Origin of the sequence: Streptomyces sp. NBC_01260, from assembly GCF_036226405.1 — a bacterium.
Lineage (GTDB): Bacteria > Actinomycetota > Actinomycetes > Streptomycetales > Streptomycetaceae > Streptomyces > Streptomyces laculatispora.
Genome location: NZ_CP108464.1, coordinates 3670446 through 3693818, shown reverse-complemented (window position 1 = coordinate 3693818; position 23373 = coordinate 3670446). Strand labels below are relative to the sequence as shown.

Annotated in this window: 25 protein-coding genes; 14 read left to right on the top strand and 11 right to left on the bottom strand. The window is 71.0% G+C overall.

All coding sequences use genetic code 11. The features are described 5' to 3' along the window. The first annotated feature begins 118 nt into the window (after window positions 1-118). From OG322_RS16275 to OG322_RS16265, 3 genes are all read left to right on the top strand, one after another. On the top strand, window positions 119-574 hold the full coding sequence (locus tag OG322_RS16275; RefSeq protein WP_123460704.1) for a helix-turn-helix domain-containing protein: 456 nt from the start codon (window positions 119-121) through the stop codon (window positions 572-574). A gap of 27 nt (window positions 575-601) precedes the next feature. Further along, window positions 602-1243, top strand: coding sequence for a hypothetical protein (locus OG322_RS16270; protein ID WP_123460705.1), 642 nt, complete (start codon window positions 602-604; stop codon window positions 1241-1243). 115 nt (window positions 1244-1358) lie between these two features. Then, entirely contained in the window at window positions 1359-1694 is a 336-nt protein-coding gene (locus OG322_RS16265) for a DUF2516 family protein (protein ID WP_123462248.1), read from the top strand. Here OG322_RS16265 and OG322_RS16260 read toward each other — a convergent pair. The 3 genes from OG322_RS16260 to OG322_RS16250 all read right to left on the bottom strand — a co-directional run bounded on the left by OG322_RS16260 (window position 1676) and on the right by OG322_RS16250 (window position 5619). Then, a complete protein-coding gene (locus OG322_RS16260; RefSeq protein WP_123460706.1) occupies window positions 1676-3019 on the bottom strand; it encodes a PP2C family protein-serine/threonine phosphatase in 1344 nt (447 codons plus the stop codon). The two genes, OG322_RS16265 and OG322_RS16260, sit on opposite strands and share 19 nt — an antisense overlap. Window positions 3020-3538: 519 nt before the next feature. Further along, on the bottom strand, window positions 3539-4600 hold the full coding sequence (locus OG322_RS16255; RefSeq protein WP_123460707.1) for a C40 family peptidase: 1062 nt from the start codon (window positions 4598-4600) through the stop codon (window positions 3539-3541). 242 nt (window positions 4601-4842) lie between these two features. Then, the gene (locus OG322_RS16250) at window positions 4843-5619 is read right to left on the bottom strand and encodes a class I SAM-dependent methyltransferase (protein ID WP_124284633.1); all 777 of its coding nucleotides are present in this window, start codon (window positions 5617-5619) and stop codon (window positions 4843-4845) included. A 203-nt stretch (window positions 5620-5822) separates the two neighbouring features. Between OG322_RS16250 and mshA the strand changes: the two genes are divergently transcribed. The 3 genes from mshA (at window position 5823) to OG322_RS16235 (ending at window position 9612) form a co-directional block, all read left to right on the top strand. Next, complete coding sequence (mshA, locus tag OG322_RS16245; RefSeq protein ID WP_123460709.1) at window positions 5823-7187, top strand: D-inositol-3-phosphate glycosyltransferase; 1365 nt, start codon at window positions 5823-5825, stop codon at window positions 7185-7187. Between the two features lie 56 nt (window positions 7188-7243). Next, window positions 7244-7753, top strand: a complete 510-nt coding sequence (locus tag OG322_RS16240) for a YbjN domain-containing protein (protein ID WP_124284634.1) — start codon at window positions 7244-7246, stop codon at window positions 7751-7753. A 149-nt stretch (window positions 7754-7902) separates the two neighbouring features. Further along, the gene (locus OG322_RS16235; protein WP_124284635.1) at window positions 7903-9612 is read left to right on the top strand and encodes a glycosyl hydrolase family 28-related protein; all 1710 of its coding nucleotides are present in this window, start codon (window positions 7903-7905) and stop codon (window positions 9610-9612) included. A gap of 33 nt (window positions 9613-9645) precedes the next feature. Here OG322_RS16235 and OG322_RS16230 read toward each other — a convergent pair whose 3' ends face one another. Then, complete coding sequence (locus tag OG322_RS16230) at window positions 9646-10662, bottom strand: phosphotransferase family protein (protein ID WP_124284636.1); 1017 nt, start codon at window positions 10660-10662, stop codon at window positions 9646-9648. Between the two features lie 247 nt (window positions 10663-10909). Here OG322_RS16230 and OG322_RS16225 point away from each other — a divergent pair, with 247 nt between their 5' ends. Further along, a complete protein-coding gene (locus OG322_RS16225; protein ID WP_329306580.1) occupies window positions 10910-11689 on the top strand; it encodes a hypothetical protein in 780 nt (259 codons plus the stop codon). A 7-nt stretch (window positions 11690-11696) separates the two neighbouring features. On the opposite strand, the gene OG322_RS16220 is transcribed toward OG322_RS16225, so the two are convergent. The 4 genes from OG322_RS16220 to OG322_RS16205 form a co-directional block, all read right to left on the bottom strand. Continuing rightward, window positions 11697-11939: a hypothetical protein gene (locus tag OG322_RS16220; RefSeq protein WP_123460713.1), complete on the bottom strand. Its 243-nt coding sequence runs from the start codon at window positions 11937-11939 to the stop codon at window positions 11697-11699. Further along, window positions 11936-12184: a hypothetical protein gene (locus tag OG322_RS16215; protein ID WP_123460714.1), complete on the bottom strand. Its 249-nt coding sequence runs from the start codon at window positions 12182-12184 to the stop codon at window positions 11936-11938. Before OG322_RS16215 ends, OG322_RS16220 begins: the two co-directional genes overlap by 4 nt. A gap of 57 nt (window positions 12185-12241) precedes the next feature. After that, the gene (locus tag OG322_RS16210; protein WP_329306579.1) at window positions 12242-13093 is read right to left on the bottom strand and encodes a hypothetical protein; all 852 of its coding nucleotides are present in this window, start codon (window positions 13091-13093) and stop codon (window positions 12242-12244) included. A gap of 388 nt (window positions 13094-13481) precedes the next feature. Continuing rightward, window positions 13482-14243, bottom strand: a complete 762-nt coding sequence (locus OG322_RS16205) for a phosphoglyceromutase (protein ID WP_124284647.1) — start codon at window positions 14241-14243, stop codon at window positions 13482-13484. Window positions 14244-14474: 231 nt separating this feature from the next. Between OG322_RS16205 and OG322_RS16200 the strand changes: the two genes are divergently transcribed. Continuing rightward, window positions 14475-15794 carry an MDR family MFS transporter gene (locus tag OG322_RS16200; protein WP_329306578.1) on the top strand — a complete coding sequence of 440 codons (1320 nt, stop codon included), beginning with the start codon at window positions 14475-14477 and terminating at the stop codon, window positions 15792-15794. Between the two features lie 117 nt (window positions 15795-15911). On the opposite strand, the gene OG322_RS16195 is transcribed toward OG322_RS16200, so the two are convergent. Continuing rightward, window positions 15912-16061, bottom strand: a complete 150-nt coding sequence (locus OG322_RS16195) for a hypothetical protein (protein ID WP_164494371.1) — start codon at window positions 16059-16061, stop codon at window positions 15912-15914. Window positions 16062-16256: 195 nt separating this feature from the next. Beyond that, the gene (phoU, locus tag OG322_RS16190; protein WP_123460718.1) at window positions 16257-16934 is read right to left on the bottom strand and encodes a phosphate signaling complex protein PhoU; all 678 of its coding nucleotides are present in this window, start codon (window positions 16932-16934) and stop codon (window positions 16257-16259) included. Between the two features lie 198 nt (window positions 16935-17132). On the opposite strand from phoU, the gene OG322_RS16185 reads away from it, so the two are divergent. After that, window positions 17133-18407, top strand: coding sequence for a sensor histidine kinase (locus OG322_RS16185; RefSeq protein WP_123460719.1), 1275 nt, complete (start codon window positions 17133-17135; stop codon window positions 18405-18407). Beyond that, window positions 18404-19084 carry a response regulator transcription factor gene (locus OG322_RS16180; protein WP_123460720.1) on the top strand — a complete coding sequence of 227 codons (681 nt, stop codon included), beginning with the start codon at window positions 18404-18406 and terminating at the stop codon, window positions 19082-19084. The genes OG322_RS16185 and OG322_RS16180 overlap by 4 nt, the downstream gene beginning before the upstream one ends. Window positions 19085-19175: 91 nt before the next feature. Here OG322_RS16180 and OG322_RS16175 read toward each other — a convergent pair whose 3' ends face one another. After that, entirely contained in the window at window positions 19176-19838 is a 663-nt protein-coding gene (locus OG322_RS16175; protein WP_123460721.1) for a DUF461 domain-containing protein, read from the bottom strand. A 622-nt stretch (window positions 19839-20460) separates the two neighbouring features. Between OG322_RS16175 and OG322_RS16170 the strand changes: the two genes are divergently transcribed. The 4 genes from OG322_RS16170 (at window position 20461) to OG322_RS16155 (ending at window position 23348) form a co-directional block, all read left to right on the top strand. Then, window positions 20461-20943 carry a CarD family transcriptional regulator gene (locus tag OG322_RS16170; RefSeq protein WP_006380568.1) on the top strand — a complete coding sequence of 161 codons (483 nt, stop codon included), beginning with the start codon at window positions 20461-20463 and terminating at the stop codon, window positions 20941-20943. Between the two features lie 437 nt (window positions 20944-21380). Then, window positions 21381-22127, top strand: a complete 747-nt coding sequence (gene ispD / locus OG322_RS16165) for a 2-C-methyl-D-erythritol 4-phosphate cytidylyltransferase (RefSeq protein WP_123460723.1) — start codon at window positions 21381-21383, stop codon at window positions 22125-22127. Beyond that, complete coding sequence (ispF, locus tag OG322_RS16160) at window positions 22117-22656, top strand: 2-C-methyl-D-erythritol 2,4-cyclodiphosphate synthase (RefSeq protein ID WP_185095344.1); 540 nt, start codon at window positions 22117-22119, stop codon at window positions 22654-22656. Before ispD ends, ispF begins: the two co-directional genes overlap by 11 nt. Before the next feature lie 119 nt (window positions 22657-22775). After that, window positions 22776-23348, top strand: a complete 573-nt coding sequence (locus OG322_RS16155) for a GNAT family N-acetyltransferase (RefSeq protein ID WP_123460725.1) — start codon at window positions 22776-22778, stop codon at window positions 23346-23348. The last annotated feature ends 25 nt before the right edge of the window (window positions 23349-23373 follow it).

Below are 23373 nucleotides of genomic sequence, written 5' to 3'. Positions count from 1 at the left end.
GTGTCGCGCAAATACGACACCTATCGTGCTCAGGCTCAACAGGCCCGTACGAGTGGTTCGGAACACTTTTGCAAGCGCCTGCTTGCAAAAGTTAGCGCCGAGGGTCCACCATCGAGACATGGCATCACTCAACGTCGGCAACCTCGGCGAGTACCTGCGCGAGCAGCGGCGTACCGCGCAGCTGTCGCTGCGGCAGCTCGCCGACGCCGCCGGGGTATCCAATCCCTATCTCAGCCAGATCGAGCGCGGGCTGCGCAAGCCCAGTGCCGAGGTGCTGCAGCAGGTCGCCAAGGCGCTGCGGATCTCCGCCGAGACCCTTTACGTACGGGCCGGGATCCTGGATGAGCGGGAGCGGGACGAGCTGGAGACGCGGGCGGTGATTCTGGCCGATCCGTCGATCAACGAGCGGCAGAAGAGCGTGCTGCTGCAGATCTACGCCTCCTTCCGCAAGGAGAACGGGTTCGAGGACGAGCCCGGAGGTGAGGAGGGGGATGCGTCCGGTGCGGACGCGCCCTTCAATGCCGACGGCAGTGCTGCCGATACAGCTTCAAAGCCTTCAAAACCCTCACACTGAGTCTGATGATCCGGGAGGACCACAGTCATGGCCATCACCGATGACCTGCGCAAGACCCTCACCGACCCGACCCCCCTCTACTTCGCCGCGGGTACGGCCGATCTCGCCGTGCAGCAGGCGCGCAAGGTTCCGGCGCTGATCGAGCAGTTGCGGGCCGAGGCGCCGGAGCGTATCGAGGCCGTGCGCAACACCGACCCCAAGGTCGTGCAGGAGAAGGTGACCGGGCAGGCCAAGGAGGCGCAGGCCACCTTCCAGGCCAAGGTCACCGAGGTGATCGGGGCGTTCGACACCGATCTGAAGAAGCTGGGCGAGAGCGCCCAGGACCTGGCGCTGCGCGGTGTGGGTGTGGCCGCCGAGTACGCGGTCAGGGCCCGGGAGACGTACGAGAAGGTCGCCGAGCGCGGCGAGCAGACCGTGCGGACGTGGCGGGGCGAGACCGCCGAGGAGATCGTCGAGATCGCCGTCGTCGTCGAGCCGCGCAAGGAGTCCAAGCCGGACTCCAAGCCGGTGGCCAAGGCTGAGCCCAAGGCCGCGCCGAAGCCGGCCGCCAAGCCCGCGCCCGCCGCCAGGAACATCAAGGCGGAGGCCAAGCCGTCGCCCGCGCCGGCCAGGAAGGCGCCCGCGCGCAAGCCCGCCGCCAAGAAGACCACGCCGCCCACCGCCAAGTAGCGTGACGGCCGGCCGGTGTGCCGGGAGGACGGGCGGGCACCTTTCGGGGTGCCCCGGTCGTTGTCCCGGTACCTTGGCCGCGAGGCGCTCATCCACGTACTAGGCGGTGCACATCATGTTGCTCGAAGGCTTCAACTCATTCCTCTGGCTGATCTCCACGGCCATGCTCGTCCTCGCCGTGGTCGCCCTGGTCATGGCCGCGGTCGCCCGCGAGGACGCCTTCCGGGCCGCCGGCAAGCAGACCAAGCCCTTCTGGCTGATCATTCTCGGCATCACGGTGGTGGTGAACCTCTGGGTGCCCATGCTCTTCGTGCAGCTCGCCGGGCTGGTCGCGTCCATCGTGTTCTTCGTGGACGTGCGGCCCGCGCTCAAGGCCGTCACGGGCGGCGGTGGGCGGCGCGGCGGCTCAAGCAGTGACGGGCCGTACGGGCCCTACAACGGCGGGCGTTGAGCACCTGCGGGTGACACCTGTCCGGGGCGGGGGCGCGGAATGCTCCGGCCCCGGCCGCCGTGGTGCGTCCGGTGGCGCGCGACGTCCTGGTCGCGGTCGAGCAGCAGGACCGCGACATCGTCGGTCAGTTCGCCGCCGTTCAGCTCGCGGACGTGGGTGACCGCCGCCTCCAGCAGGTCCTCGCCGGTCAGCCCCTCGGCCAGCTGGCGGTTGATCATCGCGACCATTCCGTCCTGTCCGAGGCGCTGCGTACCGTCTCCGATCCGGCCCTCGATCAGCCCGTCCGTGTACATCATCAGGCTCCAGGAACCGCCCAGTTCCACCTGCCGGCGCGGCCACCGGGCGCGCGGCAGCAGGCCGAGTGCCGGGCCACCGTCCTGGTACGGGAGCAGATGCGCCGCCCGGCCCTGGCGGGCGATCAGTGGTGCGGGGTGGCCCGCCAGGCAGAGGCCCGCTCGGCGGCCGTCGGGGGCGATGTCGACCGTGCAGAGGGTCGCGAAGATCTCCTCGCTCTCCCTTTCGTGCTCCAGGACCTGCTGGAGCGTGGAGAGCAGCTCGTCGCCGCAGAGCCCCGCCAGCGTCAGCGCCCGCCACGCTATGCGCAGCTCCACGCCGAGCGCCGCCTCGTCCGGGCCGTGCCCGCAGACGTCGCCGATCATCACGTGGACCGTGCCGTCGGGTGTACGGACCGTGTCGTAGAAGTCCCCGCCGAGCAGCGCACGGCTGCGGCCGGGGCGGTAGCGGGCGGCGAAGTGCAGATCGGAGCCCTCGAGCAGCGGGGTGGGGAGCAGACCGCGCTCCAGGCGGGCGTTCTCCTGGGCCCGCAGCCGGGACTCGGTGAGCTGGTGCTGCGCGACGTCGGCGCGCTTGCGTTCGACGGCGTAGCGGATGGCGCGGCTGAGCAGCCTGCCGTCGAGCTCGTCGCGGAAGAGGTAGTCCTGCGCCCCCACCCGTACCGCTTCGGCGGCCAGCTCGGCGTCCTCCTGAGCCGTGAGGGCGAGCACGGCGTGCCGGGGCGCGATCCGCAGGACGTGCTTGAGGGTGGCCAGCCCGTCCGGGTCCTCGCCCCGGGCGGTGCGTGCCTCGGCGCCGGACGGCAGGGCCAGGTCCAGCAGGATGCAGTCCACGTCGTCGGTGAGGAGCCGGCCCGCCTCGGTCAGATTGCGGGCGGTACGGATGCGGACCCGGGCCCCGGCCGCGGCCGGGAGCTCCGGGACGGTGAAGGTGCCCGCGGGGTCGTCCTCGATCACCAGGAGGGTGAGGTCGGCGCCATAGCTGGTCTCCGCAGCGGGAACGGAACGCTGCTGCGGTACGGGTACGGGCATCGAATCGGGTTTCCTTCCCTCCCCCCGAGGGCGCGGCGGAGCGACGATCGACGACCCGCCAGACGGGGACGATAGCGGTACGGGATGCGGGAACGGAATGGCGCTCGATGCGTGTCCGCCGTTGCGGGGAGGGCCTTAAGCCGCGGAAGGACGCAGATCCGGCGGGATGCGCGGGGGGTACGGCCCTTTCCGGCGCATGACAAAGGTCACGTGCTGCGGCGGGCGCCGGGTGGCGCGGGTCACGGCTGCGGGGGCGGGAGCGGATTCGCGCCCGTCGGTGGCGACGCAATCCGCCCGATTCAGGACTCCGCCCGCTCCGTGCCCGCCCCTCGGACGGCCTTAAGGGTCCCTTGAGGCTCTCTTAAGGTTGGCCGGCGCCGGTCCGGGCCGGGCTGCCCGGATGGGGTGGCTTGATCAGGCCGGACCGGCGGGCGCCGGCGGCCCGGGGCTGTCCCCCGGGAACCGGCACCGGAACCGGCACCAGAACTGGCACCGTCACCAGCACCGGAACCGGCACCGTCACTTGTCCGGGCGCACGACTCCGAGGATCTCCATGGAGCCCGCTCCCGCGAGCGTGACGTTGCGGCCGGGGCGCGGGGCGTGCACGATCGCGCCGTCGCCGATGTACATCCCGACGTGCGTGGCGTCGCCGAAGTAGATGATCAGGTCGCCGGGGCGCATGTCCTTGACGGCGATGTGCGGCAGCTGCCGCCACTGCTCCTGCGAGGTGCGCGGGATCGGCCGCCCGGCCGCCGCCCATGCCTTGGAGGTCAGCCCCGAGCAGTCGAACGACGAGGGGCCCACGGCGCCCCATTCGTACGGCTTGCCGATCTGCGAGGTCGCGAAGGCCACCGCCTTCTTGCCGCTCGCGCTCGCCCCGCGGTTGATCTCCTTCAGGGCGCCGGAACTCAGCCAGGCCGTCTGCGACTTGTACTCCGCCTGCTGTTCCAGCTCAAGGAGCCGGGCCCGCTCCTTCTTCTCGAGCCGGGACTCCAGCTTCTTCGCCGCCGCGATCTGTGCGTTGATCTTCTTCTTGGCCTTGGCCTGCTTGATGCGACTGGCCTCAAGCTTGGTCCAGTTGGTGCTCGCGTCCTGCGTGTACGTCTCCAGGTCTTCCTGGGTCCTGTTCAGCTCGCCCAGGACCCCCTTGGCGGCCTGCTGGCCCTGGTGGGCCCGGCTGACTCCGTCCAGGAAGAGCTGCGGGTCGCCGCTGAGCATCAGCTGGGCGCCGGGCGGCAGTCCGGCGTTGCGGTACTGCTCGCGGGCCTGGGCGCCCGCTCTGCTCTTGAGGTCGGCGATCTTCGCCTGGCCCTCGACTATGGCCTGTGCCAGCTTGACGATCTCGCCCGACTGCTTCTTGGACCGTTCCTCGGCGAGGTTGTACGCGTCCGTCGCGGCCCCCGCCTTGCGGTAGAGGGCGTCGATCTCCTCGCGCACCTCTTCGAGGCTCTTCTTCCCGGACTTCGCCGACTGCTCCGGCGCGGGGGGTGCCGGTGCGGCGAAAGCCTGGACCGGTGCGGCCAGTACAGCCAGCGCGCAGACCAGCGTGATCGCCGCGGCGGCACTGTTGCGTCGGTTCACGAGCTCCCCCTCCGGACAGACCCGAACGGATCTGATTTACCGTCAGTAACTTATGGCACCGACGAGATCGTGCCATGCCGTACCGAAAAGCAACAGAGGCTCATACATCTCCGGCACATTCCGGCCAGTCGCCGGTGCCGCAGACGTGCTCCCCCCGTACCGCTCCCCATGTCTGGGACGAACGGCGCCCGGCCGGTGTTCCCGGTGGAGGAGGAGTTCCTCCCCGTTCCCGGCGTGTTGGGCTAGAGGCCGGGTCTCAGTGCCGCCCAGTTCACCGTCACTTCGCCCTGGCGCCACCGCCGCACCCCGTCCGTCAGCGGCCAGTCGCCGGACAGCGCCCGTACCGCCGTGATCCAGCGCTGCCGGGCGCCCAGCGAGGCGTACGGCGCCGCGGCGGCCCACGCCCGGTCGAAGTCGCGCAGGAACGCGTGGACGGGCTCACCCGGCACGTTGCGGTGGATGAGCGCCTTGGGCAGCCGCTCCGCGAGGTCGGAGGGCCGGTCGAGGGAGCCGAGCCGGGTCGCGAAGGTCACCGTGCGCGGACCTTCCGGGCCCAGCGCCACCCAGACGTGGCGGCGCCCGATCTCGTCGCAGGTGCCCTCCACCAGCAGCCCGCCCGGCGCGAGCCGCTCGCACAGCCGCTGCCAGACCGCGGTGACCTCGCCCTCGTCGTACTGGCGCAGCACGTTCGCCGCGCGGATCAGTGCGGGCCGCTCGGGCAGCGGGATCTCGAAGCCGCCGTGCCGGAAGGTGAGGCCCTCGCGCTCGTACGGCTTCGCCGCGGCGACCCGCTCCGGGGAGATCTCGATGCCGACCACCGCGGTGCGCGGCTCGGCGCCGCGCAGCCGCTCCAGCAGTTCGACGGCGGTCCAGGGCGCGGCGCCGTACCCGAGGTCGACCGCGACGGGGGCGTCGGCGCGGCGCAGGGCGGGGCCGTGGGTGGCGGCGATCCAGCGGTCCATACGGCGCAGCCGGTTCGGGTTGGTGGTCCCGCGGGTCGCGGTGCCGATGGGGCGCATGACACAGAGCGTAACGAGCGGCGTGGAGCGGACGCCGCGGAGGCGTCGCCGCGACGCGCCGGAGACGCACTGCAATGATTTGGCAAAGCGGAAATGAAAGGAGGGGTTTCGCTGTTCCAGCCCTTCGGAGGGACCGTGTGTCCCCTCGGTGCCATGCCTGAACGAAGTCGGTACCAGTGCCTGAACGAGGAGGACCGGACGACGTGAGCCAGTACGTCTCTCGGCTCGGCAGCAGCCGCGTCGCACCGCGTCTCAGGTTCCCCGCCGGTTTCTCCGGCTCCTTCCCGGGCGGCCACCGCAAGCCCCGCCGGATCGCGATGCTCTCCGTGCACACCTCCCCGCTGCACCAGCCGGGTACGGGCGACGCGGGCGGCATGAACGTCTACATCGTGGAGCTGGCCAAACGCCTCGCCGCGATCAACATCGAGGTCGAGATCTTCACCCGCTCCACCACCGGCGCGCTGCCGCCGACGGTCGAGCTGTCGCCCGGCGTCCTGGTCCGCCATGTCGACGCGGGGCCGTACGAGGGTCTGGCCAAGGAGGAGCTGCCCGCCCAGCTCTGCGCCTTCACGCACGGTGTGATGCAGGCGTGGGCCGGCCAGCGCCCCGGCTACTACGACCTGGTGCACTCCCACTACTGGCTCTCCGGCCATGTCGGCTGGCTCGCCGCCCAGCGCTGGGGCGTCCCGCTCGTCCACGCCATGCACACCATGGCGAAGGTCAAGAACGCGTCGCTCGCCGAGGGCGACACCCCCGAACCCGCCGCCCGGGTCATCGGCGAGACCCAGATCGTCAGTGCGGCCGACCGGCTGATCGCGAACACCGCGGAGGAGGCGGACGAGCTCGTCCGCTTCTACGAGGCCGATCCCCAGGCCGTGGCCGTCGTCCACCCCGGCGTCAACCTGGACCGCTTCCGCCCGGCCGACGGGCGGGCCGCGGCACGGGACCGGCTGGGGCTTCCGCAGGACGCCCTGATCCCGCTCTTCGCGGGCCGCATCCAGCCGCTGAAGGCCCCGGACGTGCTGCTGCGCGCCGTCGCCGTCCTGCTGGACCGCGATCCCGCGCTGCGGTCGCGCATCGTCGTGCCGGTCGTCGGCGGCCCCAGTGGCAGCGGGCTCGCCAAGCCGGAGGGGTTGCACAAGCTGGCCGCCCGGCTCGGTATCGCGGACGTCGTACGGTTCCACCCGCCGGTCGGGCAGGACCAGCTCGCCGACTGGTTCCGGGCCGCTTCCGTGCTGGTCATGCCCTCGTACAGCGAGTCCTTCGGCCTGGTCGCCATAGAGGCCCAGGCGGCCGGCACCCCGGTCGTCGCGGCGGCCGTGGGCGGGCTGCCGGTGGCGGTGCGGGACGGGGTCAGCGGCTTCCTGATCCCCGGCCACGATCCGGAGGCGTACGCGGAGGCGCTGGCGCGCTTCGCGCAGGCGCCGGAGCTGGTCGCCCGGATGGGCGGCGCGGCCGCCGCGCACGCCCAGCGGTTCGGCTGGGACACGGCCGCCGCGGCGACCGCTGACGTGTACACGGAGGCGATGCAGGCACACCGGCGGCGGGTGCGGTCGCGCTACGTGTGAGGCGCGGGCCGGGCGGCGGATGTGGCGTCAGGCCTGTGGCGACGTACGCTCGAACCATGGCTGACGTACCGAGTGAAGTGGCGAAGACACAGGTCATCGAGGCGGCGCTCAGCGACGCCGGGCTCGACTGGGAGAGCCCCGAGCCCGGGAGTTATGTCGTCCAGCTGCCCGGCACCCGCAAGCTCTCCACCACCTGCTCGCTGCTCGTCGGCGAGCACTCGCTCTCCGTCAACGCGTTCGTCATCCGGCACCCCGACGAGAACGACGCGGCGGTGCACCGCTGGCTGCTGGAGCGCAACCTCCGCCTCTTCGGCGTGAGTTACGCCGTCGACTCGCTCGGGGACGTCTACCTCGTCGGCAAGCTGCCGCTCTCCGTCGTCACGCCCGAGGAGCTGGACCGGCTGCTCGGCACGGTCCTGGAGGCCGCCGACGGCGCCTTCAACCCCCTCCTGGAACTCGGTTTCGCGAGCGCGATCCGCAAGGAGTACGAGTGGCGGGTGTCGCGTGGCGAGTCCACGCGGAACCTGGACGCGTTCACGCATCTGACCCAGCGCCCCGCCGGCTGATGCCGGTCAACTGACCCACGCCACCTGGCGATTCCTGGTCCCGAGATTCCACGGCGCACGACCCTTTCGCCGCGCCGGGGTGCCGTGGCATGCTCACCGCCGACGCAGGCATGAACATGGTTCACATTCATGAAAGGCGGATCGGGCTCATGGCGACCATGGAGAACTTCAGCAGGCGTGGACTGCTCGGCAGCGCTGTGGCCGTCGCCGCAGCCGCGGCGACCGGATGGGCCGGCGGTGGAACGGCGTTCGCGGCGGGCAGCGACACCGCGGCCGGTGCGGGCGGCAGCGGGCAGGTCACCCCGCTCTGGCGGGAGTTCGCCGCAGCACCCCTCACCCACCCGCAGATCCCGTTCATCGGCCTGGCCGGCTACCGGGGCGGAGCGGACCTGCCCCGCCGTACCGGTCACGGCTTCACCGCCAACGTCCTGCACTACGGCGCCAGACCGGACAACTCCGCCGACGCCGCCCCCGCGATCAACCGGGCCATCGCCGCCGCCGGAGAGCGCGGCGGTGGCACGGTGCTCATCCCCGAGGGCACCTACCGCATCGACGACATCATCCGCATCGGACACAGCGACGTCGTCGTGCGCGGCGCGGGCAGCGGCCGCACCACGCTGTACGCGACCCGGAACCTCACCGAACTGATCGGCGTCTACGGCAGCCGGTACGGCGGCGACAAGTCCAGCTGGTCCTGGGCCGGCGGCCTCATCTGGCTCTGCCCCGAGGACCGCTGGACCTCCCTCACCGACGCCATCAAGGCGAAGGACTGGCCCTTCGAGGGCTGGACCGGCAACAAGCGCGACGCGTGGCGGACCCTGACCACCATCGCCCCCGCCCGCCTCGGCGACCTTACGATCACCGTCGACGACACCCGCGGGATCAGGCGCGGCGCACTCGTCCTGCTCCGCCTCGCCGACGACTCCGCGCACACCCTCCTGGAGCACATGGCGGGCGGCGGTCCGGGCCCCGAGGCGTACTACTGGGACGACAAGACGAAGCTGACCTCGTACGTCCCCTACGAATGGCCGGTCCGCATCACCGCCGTGCACGGCCGCAGGGTCACCCTGGAACGCCCCCTGCCGCTCGATATCCGCCCCGAGTGGGACCCCCGCCTCACCACCCTCGCCGCCCCGCTGACCGGGTCGGGCGTCGAGGGGCTCACCCTCGAAGCGGTCGAGACCCCGCAGTCGCAGCACCTGCTCGACAAGGGGTACAACGGCGTCGCGTTCCAGTGCGCGTACGACTGCTGGGCCGACGACATCACCGTGCGCCACGTCGACAACGGCTTCGGCCTCATCGGCGCGTCCGCCTGCACCCTGCGGCGCACGAGAGTCGCGGGCCGCGGCTCGCACCACCCGTACTACTGCCGCGAGGGATCGCACGACAACCTGATCGAGGACTTCACCATCGAGCGGCGCACCGTCCCGGCGCCCGCCGGGACCCAGCTGCACGGCATCAACGTCGAGGGCCTGTCCAGCTACAACGTCTGGTCGCGCGGCGTGATGGAGATGGGCACGTTCGACTCGCACCGGGGGATGCCGTTCGCAGACGTCCGCACCGACATCACCGTCGACAACAACGGCCGGCACGGCGGTGACGCGAGCGCCGGCCCCCTGTTCGGCGCCCGCTTCACGCACTGGAACATCCGGGTCACCAACGGCCGGGCCGGCCTGATGCGGATCGACGGCCTCGCCCCGTACAGCGCGAGTGTCGGGATCAGCGAGGTGACGGAGTTCGACCAGATCGACGTCCCCGACTTCACCGGCGACCTGCACACCCGCCTGGAGGCGTACGGCACCCCGGAGGCCGTCCGCCCGCAGAACCTGTACGACGCCCAACGGGCCCTGCTGCGCTGACGACACCGGCGTCCCGAGCCGTCGGCGCTGCGGTCACCCCCGTGCCCGCAGCGCCGACTCCACCTCGCCGAGGGCCGCTTCGAGCCGCGGCGCCACCTCGGTCCACGTCCACTCCAGGTCCGCCCCGGCCGTCTTGCGGGGCATGGTCTCCACCAGCATGATCAGGTAGAGGTACGAGCGGTACAGCGCGAGCCGCAGCCGCAGCGAGTCGTCGAACTCCACCGGACCGCCCGCGGCCGACGCGTAACCGGCCAGGAAGTCCTTGTCCTCCTCGATGTCCCCGAAGAGGGCGAGCGAGACGAAGTCGGCGGCCGGGTCGCCCCAGAACATCCGCTCCCCGTCGATGATCCCGCCGATCCGCCGCGCCCCCGGCTCCCCGGTGACCAGGATGTTGCCCTGCCACAGGTCGAAGTGGACCAGGGCGGGGCGCGTGACGTCGTCCAGTACGTACGAGGCGGCGCCGAGCACTCCGCGGATGTCCGGCGCCGCGCGCGGCAGCCGCGCCGCGTAGGACAGCGCGTCGGCCAGCACGGCGTCCGTCATCGTGGTGAACGCGCGGCGCCAGGTGGGCGCCAACGGGGCCAGGGCCGCCGACGGGTAGCCGAATCCGCCGGGTGCCGGGGCGGTGTGCAGGCGGCCGACGGCCCGGCCGAGATCACCGCGCAACCGCTGCTCCTCGCCGTCGGCCATCGTGTCGGTGACCTCGTGCCAGGGCCGCCCGGGACACGCCGTCATGATCACGTACGCGCCCTCGGGGGCGGCCGGGTCGAGCCCGCTGTGCACGACGCGGGGGACCGCGGTCTCCTCGGCCAGGCCGGCCGCCGCGGTGTAGAAGGCGACCTCGTTGACCAACAGGTCGCGCTCGTAACCGAGATGGGTCCCGGCGGTGGCGGGTGGCGGGGTCTTCACCACCCACTCCCGGCCGTCGGTGAGCCCGACCCGGGTGACGGTGTTGTACGTGCCTCCGGTGAGCGGGTCGTACGAGGCGATCAGCTCCGGTGGCACATTCACGGAACCGAGTACGGCGGACAGGGCGGAATCGATCGGCATCAGCGGACCCCCTTCGGGTGGCCACCCCGGAACGCCTCGCTGCCGGCCGGTGCGAACGGCCAGCTCAGAGCGGGCCCGGAGTGATCACGACGTAGTCACGATCAGGGGCGATGCCCGGTCTGACGGATTGCCAAACCACGGACGGCTCATAGAGTTGGCGTACCCCCACGATCTTCCCCCGGCCGCGCCGAACCCGGCGGCGGCTGCTTTCGTGCGGGCGAAACAACCTGATACAGAAGGATGGGCCATGCGACCCACTGCCATACGCCGTACCGCTGTTGCCGCCACCGTGATGTCCCTGGCCCTGCTCGCCGCGGCCTGCGGTTCGGACTCGGCGGACCAGGACAGCGGCAACAAGGGCAAGGCGGACGCGACCGCTTCGGCCAAGCCCGCCGCCAAGGCGCTGACCGCCGCCGAGCTGGAGAAGGCCTCCCTCGCCCAGGGCGACGTCAAGGGCCACAAGGTCGCCAAGGCCGGTCCCGCCGACACCGTTTCGGCCGGCGACGTCACCGCGGACAAGGCCGCCTGTGATGCCTTCTCCGACGCCCTGATGGGCGCCAAGGCCGGTACGCCCGTCGCGTCCACCCAGCGCAAGGTGGTCAGCGAGCCGAAGAAGGGCGCCGACAAGGACAGCGCCGACCCCGAGGAGGCGTTCAAGGCCGCCTTCGACATCACGACGACGCTCACCACGCTCTCCTCCTACGAGGGCAAGGGCGCCGAGGAGTCGGTGGCCGCCCTGCGGACCGCGGCGACCGGGTGCGCGTCCGGCTTCACGATGAAGGCGGCCGGAACCAAGCAGCAGATCGTCAAGATCGCGGAGGAGCAGGTCAAGGGCGGTGAGGACGCCGCCGGTTGGACGGTGACCATCGAATCGGACGGCGAGAAGAGCACGATGAAGCTCGTGCAGGTCCGCCAGGGCGCCACGGTCGCCTCGTTCACCGCGCTCAACCTGGCCGCGGCCTCCTCCGGCGGCGACTTCGAGCTGCCGACCGCCGTGATCGACGCGCAGGTCGCCAAGCTGGCCTGAGCCCCGGTCAGGGCAGCGGGACGAGCCGCACCACGGTGACGGTCAGGACCGACCCGGAGACGTAATAGAGCACGATCGCCCCGGCGACGGTGGCCTCGCGGCGATCGTGCTCCTCCTTGACGGCGGACGACCCGTGACCGTAGGGCTCGCGCCCCAGGGAACGCGCCATCTCGTCGCGGAAGGCGTCGCCGTCCGGCATCTTGGCCAGGGTGTCATCGGCGGGCGGTGCGTAGGAGATCCGGAAGCTCAAGCGACGCTCCGCCTCTCGGCCTCGTCGCGCGCCAGCCGGTCCAGAATCCGTTCGGCCTCGGGATCGGGCACGGCCTCCAGCATCCAGTGCCGCATCACGGCCTGGATCTCCTGCACCCCGGCCTCGTTGATGGCACGGTCGAACTCCTCGCGTCTCGCCTCGGGCAGGGCGACGCGGATGGCCGGGATGCTGTTGGGCACCTCGACCTCGGCACCGCCGACAAAGGTCTTCAGAGGCTCACCCATGGCCGCTCTCCCGATCTCCCCGCATGCGCCACAGAGTACGACGACGGGTACGGGCCGTCACCTCCGGCCGTGCCACCAGCGCGACTTGGCGGCCGGCGCGGTGCCGGCCCCGGAGGCGGACGCCTCGGACAGTCCCCGTACAGCGGTCCGGATACGGTCGAAGGTGGCGACGGGGTGCCGGGGCCCGTCGCCGTCGCCCTCATTCCCGCCCTCATTCCCGCCCTCACTTCCGCCCTCACTCCCGCCCTCGCCCGGCAGCAGGACACCGAGGCAGACCAGTTTGAACCGGCGTCCCTCCAGCTGGAGTCCGACGAAGACCGGCGCCCCGGCACAGCCCTGGGGAACACGGCCGTCCCATACGAAGCCCCCATGGTCGCCGCTCCGCACGACCTTCCCGACGATCACGGCCTGTTCCCGTTGCGTACGGTCGGGCCCCACGTCGTGGCCGAGCACGTACGCCGCTACCGGAGCGTCACCCAGCCGGGCGATGTCCTCGGCCGTCGCGGCCATCCCGTCGGTGATCTCGTCGGTCGCCCAGGCCCATTTCTTCCGGCGCGCGAGGGCGTGCAGCACGTCGGTGGGCAGCACCGAGACACCGGAGTCACCGAGGGGGATCCAGCCCTCCTGGAACCGCAGCATCATCAGGGCACCGGCGCTCATGGCGGACTCGGACAGGCCGGGCCGCAGCCGTATCTCGGCAAGGTCGTAGCGGGTCAGCGCCCCCGCGGTCAGGAGGTACTGGCGGTACGTCGCGTTCCCGTCGTCGTCCTCGGAGAGGAGATCGTTGAACCAGAACGCCGTCCCGAAGGCCTCGCCGCGGTGGGCCTGTTGGTACGGCAGCGTGCAGCGGCCGCTGTTGCTGACGATGGCATCGATGATGGAGCCGTGATCGGCCGTCTGTTCGGACATGAGAGCAGAACCTAGCGGAGGACCGCTTCCCGTCGCCCTGTGCCGTACCGGGGGTCCTGGTGGGCGGGGCGCCCGTCCAGCGGCTCGGCGCGCTGGTCTCCCGCCGCCTGCGGCCCGCTGCTTGCGCCGTGTGACCGATGGGGCGGGAGACTCCGCGTCAGGGCCGGGGCGCGCCCGCCCGGGCCCACCCAGTGGATCAAGCAGTGGCTCAAGCGGAGGAAAATCGTAGCGATGGGCATCATCGGACCCGGGAGGCGCAGTTGAGGCACTCGGGCAGGCACTTCGACCGCCGCAGGATTCGCCGCGCTGAGGTCCCACAGTGGGCCCAGGCCATGAAAATGCCCCCGCCCCACGCCGTAAGCGCAGGTAGGGGGCATGATCACGAAGGCTACTTCTTCTTGCCCTGGTTCTTCACGGCCTCGATGGCGGCCTTCGCCGCGTCCGGGTCGAGGTAGGTGCCGCCCGGCTTCAACGGGCGGAAGTCCGCGTCCAGTTCGTACGCGAGCGGGATGCCGGTCGGGATGTTCAGGCCCGCGATGTCGGCGTCGGAGACGCCGTCGAGGTGCTTGACCAGGGCCCGGAGGCTGTTGCCGTGCGCGGCGACCAGGACCGTGCGGCCGGCCAGCAGGTCCGGGACGATGCCGTCGTACCAGTACGGCAGCATGCGGACGACGACGTCCTTGAGGCACTCGGTGCGCGGGCGCAGCTCCGGCGGGATCGTCGCGTAGCGCGCGTCGTCGCTCTGCGAGAACTCGCTGCCGTCCGCGAGCTCCGGCGGCGGGGTGTCGTACGAGCGGCGCCAGAGCATGAACTGCTCCTCGCCGAACTCGGCGAGCGTCTGCGCCTTGTCCTTGCCCTGGAGGGCGCCGTAGTGGCGCTCGTTCAGCCGCCAGGAGCGGTGGACGGGAATCCAGTGGCGGTCCGCGGACTCCAGCGCGAGCTGGGCGGTGCGGATGGCGCGCTTCTGGAGGGAGGTGTGCAGCACATCGGGGAGCAGGCCGGCGTCCTTGATCAGCTCACCGCCGCGGACCGCCTCCTTCTCGCCCTTCTCGGTGAGGTTGACGTCCACCCATCCGGTGAACAGGTTCTTCGCGTTCCATTCGCTCTCGCCGTGGCGGAGGAGGATCAGCTTGTACGGTGCGTCGGCCATGAGCCCGAGCGTAATCGAACCCGTGTGGGCCGCGCGCGCCCGGCCACAGGGCGGACAGCGGGGCGGGGAGCGGGCCGGTCCGGGGAGCCGGAGCGGCTCCGATTGACGGCAGCCGTCAATCGAGTGGCAGGGCGGAATCCGAGGTTCGTAATGTTCGGATCGGCGGCGGGCCTCTTACCGTCGCCGATCCGATTCCTTGATCCGATTCCTTACGTCCCGGGGGGAACCCGCATGTCTGTCGCCGGTCTCGGACGGGCCACCCGTGACACCGTCTCCGGTCTCCCCAGGGAGTTCTGGTGGCTGTGGACCAGCACCCTGGTCAACCGGCTCGGGGCGTTCGTCGCCACGTTCATGGCCCTGTACCTGACCCTGGACCGGGGCTACTCCGCCTCGTACGCCGGTCTGGTCGCCGCCCTGCACGGGCTCGGCGGGGTCGTCTCCTCGCTCGGGGCCGGGGTGATGACCGACCGGTTCGGGCGGCGGCCCACGATGCTCGTCGCGCAGGTCTCGACGGCCGTATCGGTGGCGGTGCTCGGCTTCATGGTCCATCCGGTGGCCATCGCCGGGGTCGCCTTCTTCGTCGGCATGTCGAGCAATGCCTCCCGCCCCGCCGTCCAGGCGATGATCGCCGACATCGTCCCGGCGAAGGACCGGGTCCGGGCCTTCTCGCTCAACTACTGGGCGATCAACCTGGGCTTCGCGGTCTCCTCGGCCGGTGCCGGGTTCGTCGCCGAGTACAGCTATCTCGCCGGCTTCGTCGGCGAGGCGGTGATGACCCTGCTCTGCGCCGTCGTCGTCTTCATGAAGGTGCCGGAGTCCCGCCCGGAGAAGGCCCCGCGCGCGGTTGCCGGCGCCTCGGACGCCTCGGGCGCCTCGGGCGCCTCGGGCGCCGATGATGTGCGGCTCGGCACGGTGCTGCGCGACGGGCGGTTCATGGGCGTCGTCGGGCTGTCCTTCGTCATCGCCCTGATCTTCCAGCAGGGGTATGTGGGGCTGCCGGTGGCCATGGGGACGGACGGGTTCAGCAGCTCCGACTTCGGTACCGCCATCGCCGTCAACGGCGTGATGATCGTGGTGCTCCAGATCCCGGTCACCCGGCTCATCCAGCACCGCGACCCGCGCCGGCTGCTCATCGTGTCGTCGCTGCTGGCGGGGTACGGGTTCGGGCTGACCGCGTTCGCCGGCTCGGTCGCCGTGTACGCGCTGACGATCTGCGTGTGGACCGTCGCCGAGATCGTCAACGCACCCGTGCAGAACGGCCTGGTCGTCCAGCTCTCCCCGGCCCACGGCCGGGGCCGCTACCAGGGCATGTACACGCTCTCCTGGGCCGCCGCCGCGCTCGTCGCCCCTCTGATGTCCGGTGTGGTGATCGACCACTTCGGGGCCGGGTGGCTCTGGGGGATGTGCGCGGTCCTGGGCACCGTCGCGGCGTTCGGGTACTGGCTGCTGATGCGGAACCTGCCGCGGGCGGGCCTGACGGTGGAGAGCGGCCCCGCCGCCGTCACCGAGCCCGGTACCGGCCAGGAGCCCACCGTGGAGCGCACGGTCTGACCCGCACAGCCTGACCCGCACGGCCTTGCCCCGGACGGTCTGCCCCGCACGGTCGTACGCGGCAGGCTTCCCGCGCGGAACGTTCTCCGCGCGGGGCCTCCCGCTGCTCCGCGTCCGTCAGCCCGAGCAGCCGCCGCACTGGCACGGTGCTCCGGACTGGCATCCGCACCCGCAGCCCGAGCCGCAGCCGCAGGCGCCGAGCAGGGCTCCGCGCGCCACGTCGGCGGGTGTCTCCTGCTGGGGTTCGGTCGTGGGGGAATCGGCCATGGTTCCTCCTCAAGGCGTACGACAGGGCCGCGCACCCGCACGGGGCCCACGACCCGGGGCGTACGGACAAGTCGTGCCGCCCCACCCCATTGCATGCCCACCCGGGCAGGCGCATCAACGGCGCACACGCGCAGGAACGCATTTGCGAGGAAGTGCGCCGTCGTACGCCCGTCGCTTCCGGCTGCGGGACAGCCCTTAGGCGCCCTCCACCGGCGACGCCTGCTGGATCTCGTCCGCGTGCTCGCCCGTCACCAGGTACACGACGCGCTTGGCCACCGACACGGCGTGGTCGGCGAACCGCTCGTAGTAGCGGCCGAGCAGCGTCACATCGACGGCCGTCTCGATGCCGTGCTGCCACCGGTCGTCCATCAGGTGCTGGAACAGCGTGCGGTGCAGCAGGTCCATCTCGTCGTCGTCCTGCTCCAGCTGCAGCGCCAGGTCGACGTCCTTGGTGATGATCACCTCGGCGGCCTTGGCCATCAGGCGCTGCGCCAGCTGCCCCATCTCCAGGATGGTGGCGTGCAGGTCGTGCGGTACCGCCGACTGCGGGAAGCGCAGCCGGGTCAGCTTGGCGACGTGCTGGGCGAGGTCGCCCGAGCGCTCCAGGTCGGCGCTCATCCGGAGCGAGGTGACCACGATCCGCAGATCGGTCGCCACCGGCTGCTGGCGCGCCAGCAGGGCGATGGCCCTGGCCTCCAGGTCGTGCTGGAGGTCGTCGACCTTCTGGTCCGCGGCGATCACGGTCTCCGCGAGCTTGAGATCGGCGTCGAGCATGGACGTGGTCGCCCGGCCGATCGCCGACCCGACGAGCCGGGCCATCTCGACCAGCCCCTCGCCGATCGAGTCGAGTTCCTCGTGGTACGCGTCACGCATGGGAAGTCCCTCTCCAGTCCTTAACCGAGGCCGGGGCCAGCTCTGAACCCCACGCTCCTACCGTGACGTGGGTACGCGTCCGGATCCGACCGGCCAAGTGAACCAGTGCTTGCTCCTCGGTGAACTCTGGGCGACGAGTGTTCGAGGAGGCACCCGGATGGCTGGGAGAGTGTCCGCCGGGCCGCATAACCTGGAGCCATGGACGTGAACGCGGCGGTCGCCGCAGCTGCAGCGATCGCCGGGCTGTGTACCGGTGTGATCGCCATGCTGGCGTTCCGCTGGAGCGAGCGCGACCAGAAGAAGCCGACGCGTACCTCCCTGCGGCCCGACAGCAATGCCCCCCTGCCCCCCGGGGTCGACACGGTCCTGTCCGTGCTCAGCTCCTCCGCCGTCGTGCTCGACGAGAGCGACGGCGTCGTCAAGGCCAGCTCCGCCGCGTACGCGCTGGGACTGGTCAGGGGCGGGCGGCTCGCCGTCGAACCGATGCTGAACATGGCCAGGGACACCCGCCGTGACGGGGAGATACGCCAGGTCGAACTGGACCTCCCGCGGCGCGGCACCGGCCGGGGCGAGGCCCTCGCGGTCTCCGCCCGGGTCGCCCCGCTGGGCTCCCGGCTGGTGCTGCTGCTCGTCGAGGACCTCACCGAGGCCCGCCGCATCGAAGCGGTACGGCGCGACTTCGTCGCCAACGTCAGCCATGAGCTCAAGACCCCGACCGGTGCGCTGTCCCTGCTCTCGGAGGCCGTCATGGACGCCTCCGACGACCCGGAGGCGGTGGAACGGTTCGCGGGCCGGATGCAGATCGAGGCGACCCGGCTCACCAACCTCGTGCAGGAGCTCATCGACCTCTCCCGGGTGCAGAACGACGACCCGCTGGAGGACGCCGAACCGGTCCGGGTGGACGAACTGGTCGCCGAGGCCATCGACCGCTGCCGGCAGCAGGCCGGCTCCAAACAGATCACCATGGCCGCGGGCGGCACCGCCGAACTCCGCATCTGGGGCAACCGCGGCCAGCTCGCCGCCGCTCTCGGCAACCTCGTCGAGAACGCCGTCAACTACAGCCCCGCCCGCACCCGCGTCGGCATCGCCGCCCGCCGGGTGGCCGTGTCCGGCGGGGACGAGATCGAGATAGCGGTGACCGACCAGGGCATCGGCATCTCGGAGAAGGACCGCGAGCGGGTCTTCGAACGCTTCTACCGCGTCGACCCGGCCCGCTCACGGGCCACCGGTGGCACCGGCCTCGGCCTCGCCATCGTCAAGCACGTGGCCGCCTCGCACGGCGGGGAGGTCACCGTCTGGAGCTCGGAGGGACAGGGCTCCACCTTCACCCTGCGGCTGCCCGAAGCGGGCGCCGTGCGGGAACGGGACCGCACATCAGGCGGACCGCTCATCGTCAACGGCGACGAGGCGGCCTACCCGGCCGCCACCCCTGACACTCTTGATTCATTCCCTGCCCCGGAGGCTCTTCCGTGACCCGAGTGCTTGTCGTCGAGGATGAGGAATCCTTCAGCGACGCCCTGTCCTACATGCTCCGCAAGGAAGGCTTCGAGGTCGCCATCGCGGCCACGGGTCCCGACGGCCTGGACGAGTTCGAGCGCAACGGCGCCGACCTCGTGCTCCTCGACCTGATGCTGCCCGGACTGCCCGGCACCGAGGTCTGCCGGCAGCTGCGCAGCAAGTCCAATGTCCCCGTGATCATGGTCACGGCCAAGGACAGCGAGATCGACAAGGTCGTCGGCCTGGAGATAGGAGCCGACGACTATGTGACCAAGCCCTTCTCCTCGCGCGAGCTCGTCGCCCGCATCCGCGCGGTGCTGCGCCGCCGCGGGGAGCCGGAGGAGGTCGCCCCGGCCGCTCTGGAGGCGGGCCCGGTCCGGATGGACGTGGACCGCCACGTCGTCACGGTCTCGGGCGGCAAGGTCGACCTCCCGCTCAAGGAGTTCGACCTGCTGGAGATGCTGCTGCGCAACGCCGGCCGGGTGCTGACCCGGATGCAGCTGATCGACCGGGTCTGGGGCGCCGACTACGTGGGCGACACCAAGACGCTCGACGTCCATGTGAAGCGGCTGCGCGCCAAGATCGAGCCCGACCCGGGCGCACCGAGGTTCCTGGTGACGGTGCGGGGTCTCGGGTACAAGTTCGAGCCGTAAACCGGCCCGCCGCCCTCCGAGGGGCGATACGTACGGCTGAGGCGCCTCCCGGTCCGGGAGGCGCCTCAGCCGTACGTGCGCGTGAGCGCGGTCAGCCGTTCGGCTGCATCGAGTCGGACGCCGCGTCGGTCGGCGTGGTCGTGTCGCTCGACGAGTCCGGCCCGGACGGGGTGCCCGGGGTCTCGGACGCGGAGCCGGACGGCGTGGCGCCCGCCGGGGCCGACGGCTTCGTCTTCGGGAGCGCGCTGGGGCCGAAGCCCGCGAAGTAGCTGGTGGCCGGGACGACGGTGGCGCCCAGCGGGATGTCGCCGGACTCGCTGAACTTGAAGACCAGGTTCTGGACGTTGCCGTTCTGCGCGGCCTCGCTGCCGTTCTCGATCACGGCGGCGGCGTTGCCCTTGCCGCCGAGCACCACCCGTCCCTCGGCCGGGACGATGACCGGGCCCGAGCCCTTGGCGGCGTGCAGCTGCACGGACGCGCTGGTGCCGGCCAGGGCGATGGCGTCGAGGGTCTCCGGCTTGGAGCTGCTGTTGAACAGCGTGGCGGTCACGACGGCCGGGCCCTTGGCGCCGTGGTCCGGCTGGGTGATGACATTGGCGTTCTGGATCTTGATGGCGCCGGCCGAGGCGGCGGCGTTGTCAGGCCTGACTTCGAGCGTCTGCGCGTTATTGCCCGCACCACATGCGGAGAGCGCGGCGATCGAGAACGCGATGGCGGTGGCGGCGAGAGCGCCGTGTCGAAGGCTGCGGCTCACGGCGGTGGCAACTCCTTGAACGAGCGGACTTACGGACGGGGTCGGGCGAGTGGTGTCGAAGTCGCCCCAAGCGTGTGACAGCGGTCAGGTTACCGAGCCGTCGTCCCCGCCCCGCACCCGACCCGCCCCCCGGGCGCCCCGGCGCCCCCGGCCCGGCCCGGGGGCGATGATTCGCAAGCCGTCCACATAACACGCTTGATCAATTCCTCCGGGCGTTCGGCCCGCGCTTCCTGCGGATGTTCCACCGGCCTTGGCGTGCCCCGGCGTATTCATTGCGGATAATCCACGCGATGGCCGAACGTTGATCAATTTCATTGGTCATCCGCACTTACCGCCGTACGGGTGATCGATCCCCGAACGGAGTAGGGAAAGTTCACCATCCTGAACCCGGCAAACCGGGACGTTAGGTCTCTTCCGAGCGGGTTCCGGCACGTGTAACGTCCGCGTTTCTCCTCGCACGCGCAGCGGCTCCGACCTGCGAATACCGTCCCCGGCGAACCTTCCGCAGCACGTACGTGTTGCAGTTGTCAAGCCCCGAGATATGCCCTGACCTGCGAAAACGCCATTCAGGAGAAGCTGTTCTCGTGTTACTCTTGATAGCCACGGAAGGGGTACCTGTCACATGACGTTCAAGGTTGGCGACACCGTGGTCTATCCCCATCACGGGGCCGCGCTGATCGAGGCTATCGAAACTCGCCAGATCAAAGGCGTGGACAAGACCTACTTGGTGCTCAAGGTCGCCCAGGGCGACTTGACGGTGCGTGTACCGGCGGACAATGCGGAGTTCGTGGGTGTGCGCGACGTTGTCGGGCAGGAAGGGCTGGACCGGGTCTTCGAGGTGCTGCGCGCGCCGTATGCCGAAGAGCCGACGAACTGGTCCCGGCGCTACAAGGCAAATCTCGAGAAGCTCGCCTCCGGCGATGTCATCAAGGTCGCGGAAGTGGTTCGTGACCTGTGGCGTCGTGAGCGTGAGCGTGGACTCTCCGCAGGTGAGAAGCGCATGCTCGCCAAGGCTCGCCAGATCCTGGTGAGCGAGCTCGCCCTCGCGGAGAACACCAACGAGGACAAGGCCGAGGCCCTGCTCGACGAGGTCCTCGCGTCCTGAACCGGATCGCACCGGTCTAAGGCGTGAATAACGTGCCGCGGTGCCCGCTGACCAGCCGTCCGAACGGCGTGTCGTCGGGCACCGCGGCACGTCCGGATCTGGATTCCGGCGGTCCGACTGCGGATTTCGGACCCATGGATTCCAGACACATTCCGGATTCCGGGCACAGGGACGCCGCCGGGCGGTGAGGTCCGAGCATCCCGGACGTTGTTCTCGATGCGCCGACGCGTTGGCCTCGTCGACGATCCCCCGGTACTTTGCTCGCGATCTTGTGAAGTCGACGTGTCAGGCCGATCCCGAGCGGCCGGGTCCGTCCTCGTCTCGCCCGGGGTCACGGAAAGGGTCCCGGTCGAGTCATGGCATGGCGCCCGGCTCGATTGAGGCCATACCCACGTCGGCCGTGGAGACAAACATGCCGATGCTTCGGAGTGCAACCGATGTCTGATCAATCGCGTCCCAGCCGCACCGCCGCCGTGATTCCCGCGGCCGGCCGCGGCGTACGGCTCGGCCCCGGCGCCCCCAAGGCGCTGCGTGCGCTGGGCGGAACGCCCATGCTCGTCCATGCGGTACGGGCCATGGCGGCGTCCCGTCAGGTGTCCCTGGTCGTGATCGTCGCACCGCCGGACGGCGCCCCCGAGGTCAGGAATCTGCTCGACGAGCACGCGCTGCCCGAGCGCACCGAATTCCTCGTCGTGCCCGGTGGCGGCACCCGCCAGGAGTCGGTGAAGCTCGGCCTGGACGCCCTGCCCGCCGATATCCGTGCCGTCCTCGTCCATGACGCGGCCCGCCCCCTGGTGCCCGTCGACACGGTGGACGCGGTGGTCGAGGCGGTACGGGACGGGGCGCCCGCCGTCGTCCCGGCGCTGCCGCTGGCGGACACCGTCAAGGAGGTCGAGCCGGGTGCGCCCGGGGAGCCCGAACCGGTGCTCTCCACCCCGGTGCGGTCCAGGCTGCGGGCGGTGCAGACCCCGCAGGGCTTCGACCGCGACACGCTGGTGCGGGCCCATGAGCGGGTCGCCGTCAGCGGCGAGGGCGCGACCGACGACGCGGGCCTGGTCGAGCAGCTCGGAGTGGCCGTCGTGGTCGTACCCGGCCACGAGGAGGCGTTCAAGGTGACCCGGCCGCTGGACCTGGTCCTGGCCGAAGCGGTACTCGCACGCAGGAGGGCGAACGATGGCTTCTGAGGAACACATGGCCCCCGAGGGGCACCTGGCCTCCGGGGAACGCGCCGCACCGGTGATCCCGCTCGTCGGGATCGGAACCGACATCCACGCCTTCGAGGAGGGCCGCGAGCTGTGGTGCGCGGGTCTCCTGTGGGAGGGCGAGGGCCCCGGGCTCGCCGGGCACTCCGACGCGGACGTCGTCGCGCACGCCGCGTGCAACGCGCTGTTCTCGGCCGCCGGGCTCGGTGACCTCGGGCAGCACTTCGGCACCGGACGCCCCGAGTGGTCCGGCGCCGCAGGGGTCACGCTGCTGACCGAGGCGGCCCGGATCGTGCGGTCCGAGGGGTTCGAGATCGGCAACGTCGCGGTCCAGGTCGTCGGCGTACGGCCGAAGATCGGCAAGCGGCGCGACGAGGCGCAGAAGGTCCTGTCCGCCGCCGTGGGCGCGCCCGTCTCGCTCTCCGCCGCGACCTCGGACGGGCTCGGCTTCACCGGCCGTGCGGAGGGCATCGCCGGGATCGCCACCGCGCTGGTCTACCGCACGGTCTGACCTGCCCCGGAGCCGGACAGCGGGCCCGGCGGACCGTCGGGCCCGCAGCCTTGTTGCACATCAATTGCACGTACCCTGGTACGGCAATGAGATGACGCGAGGGACGGAGAGGCTCCGGGATGAGTACGACGACGACGGCCGGGATACGGGCCGATGCCGGCGGATACGTCCTGCGCACCGCCACTCCTCGTGACGTCGGCGGCGCGCGGGCCGTGATGCTCGACACCGTCTACCGCGACCTGAGGTCCGGCTACGTGCCCCGCTGGCACGCCGACATCATCGACCCCGAGGCCAGCTATCTGCGGCCCGAGCGCTGCACCCTGCTGGTGGTCGAGCGCGACGGCGAGATCGTCGCGACGGGCGCCGTGCGCGACCGGGGGCCGCAGGCGCCGCCCAATCCGCGGTGGGTCGCGGACCGCTTCCCGTCCGGTACCACCGCCCAGCTGTGCCGGATCTACGTACGGCCGGAGCACCGCCGGCACGGGCTGGCGCGGCGGCTGGTGCGCGAGCTCTGCGACTTCGTCGCGCGGGCCGGCGGGTACGAGGCGGTCTATCTGCACACCGACCCGGCCGTGCCGGGCGCCGAGCCGTTCTGGCGGTCGCTCGCGCGGGAGGTGTGCGACGAACGCACTCTGCCCGGACGCGGTCAGAGCGTCGTCCACTTCGAGCTGCCGGTGCCCGCCGCCCGTTGAGCCGCTCGCTGAACTGTTTTTAAAT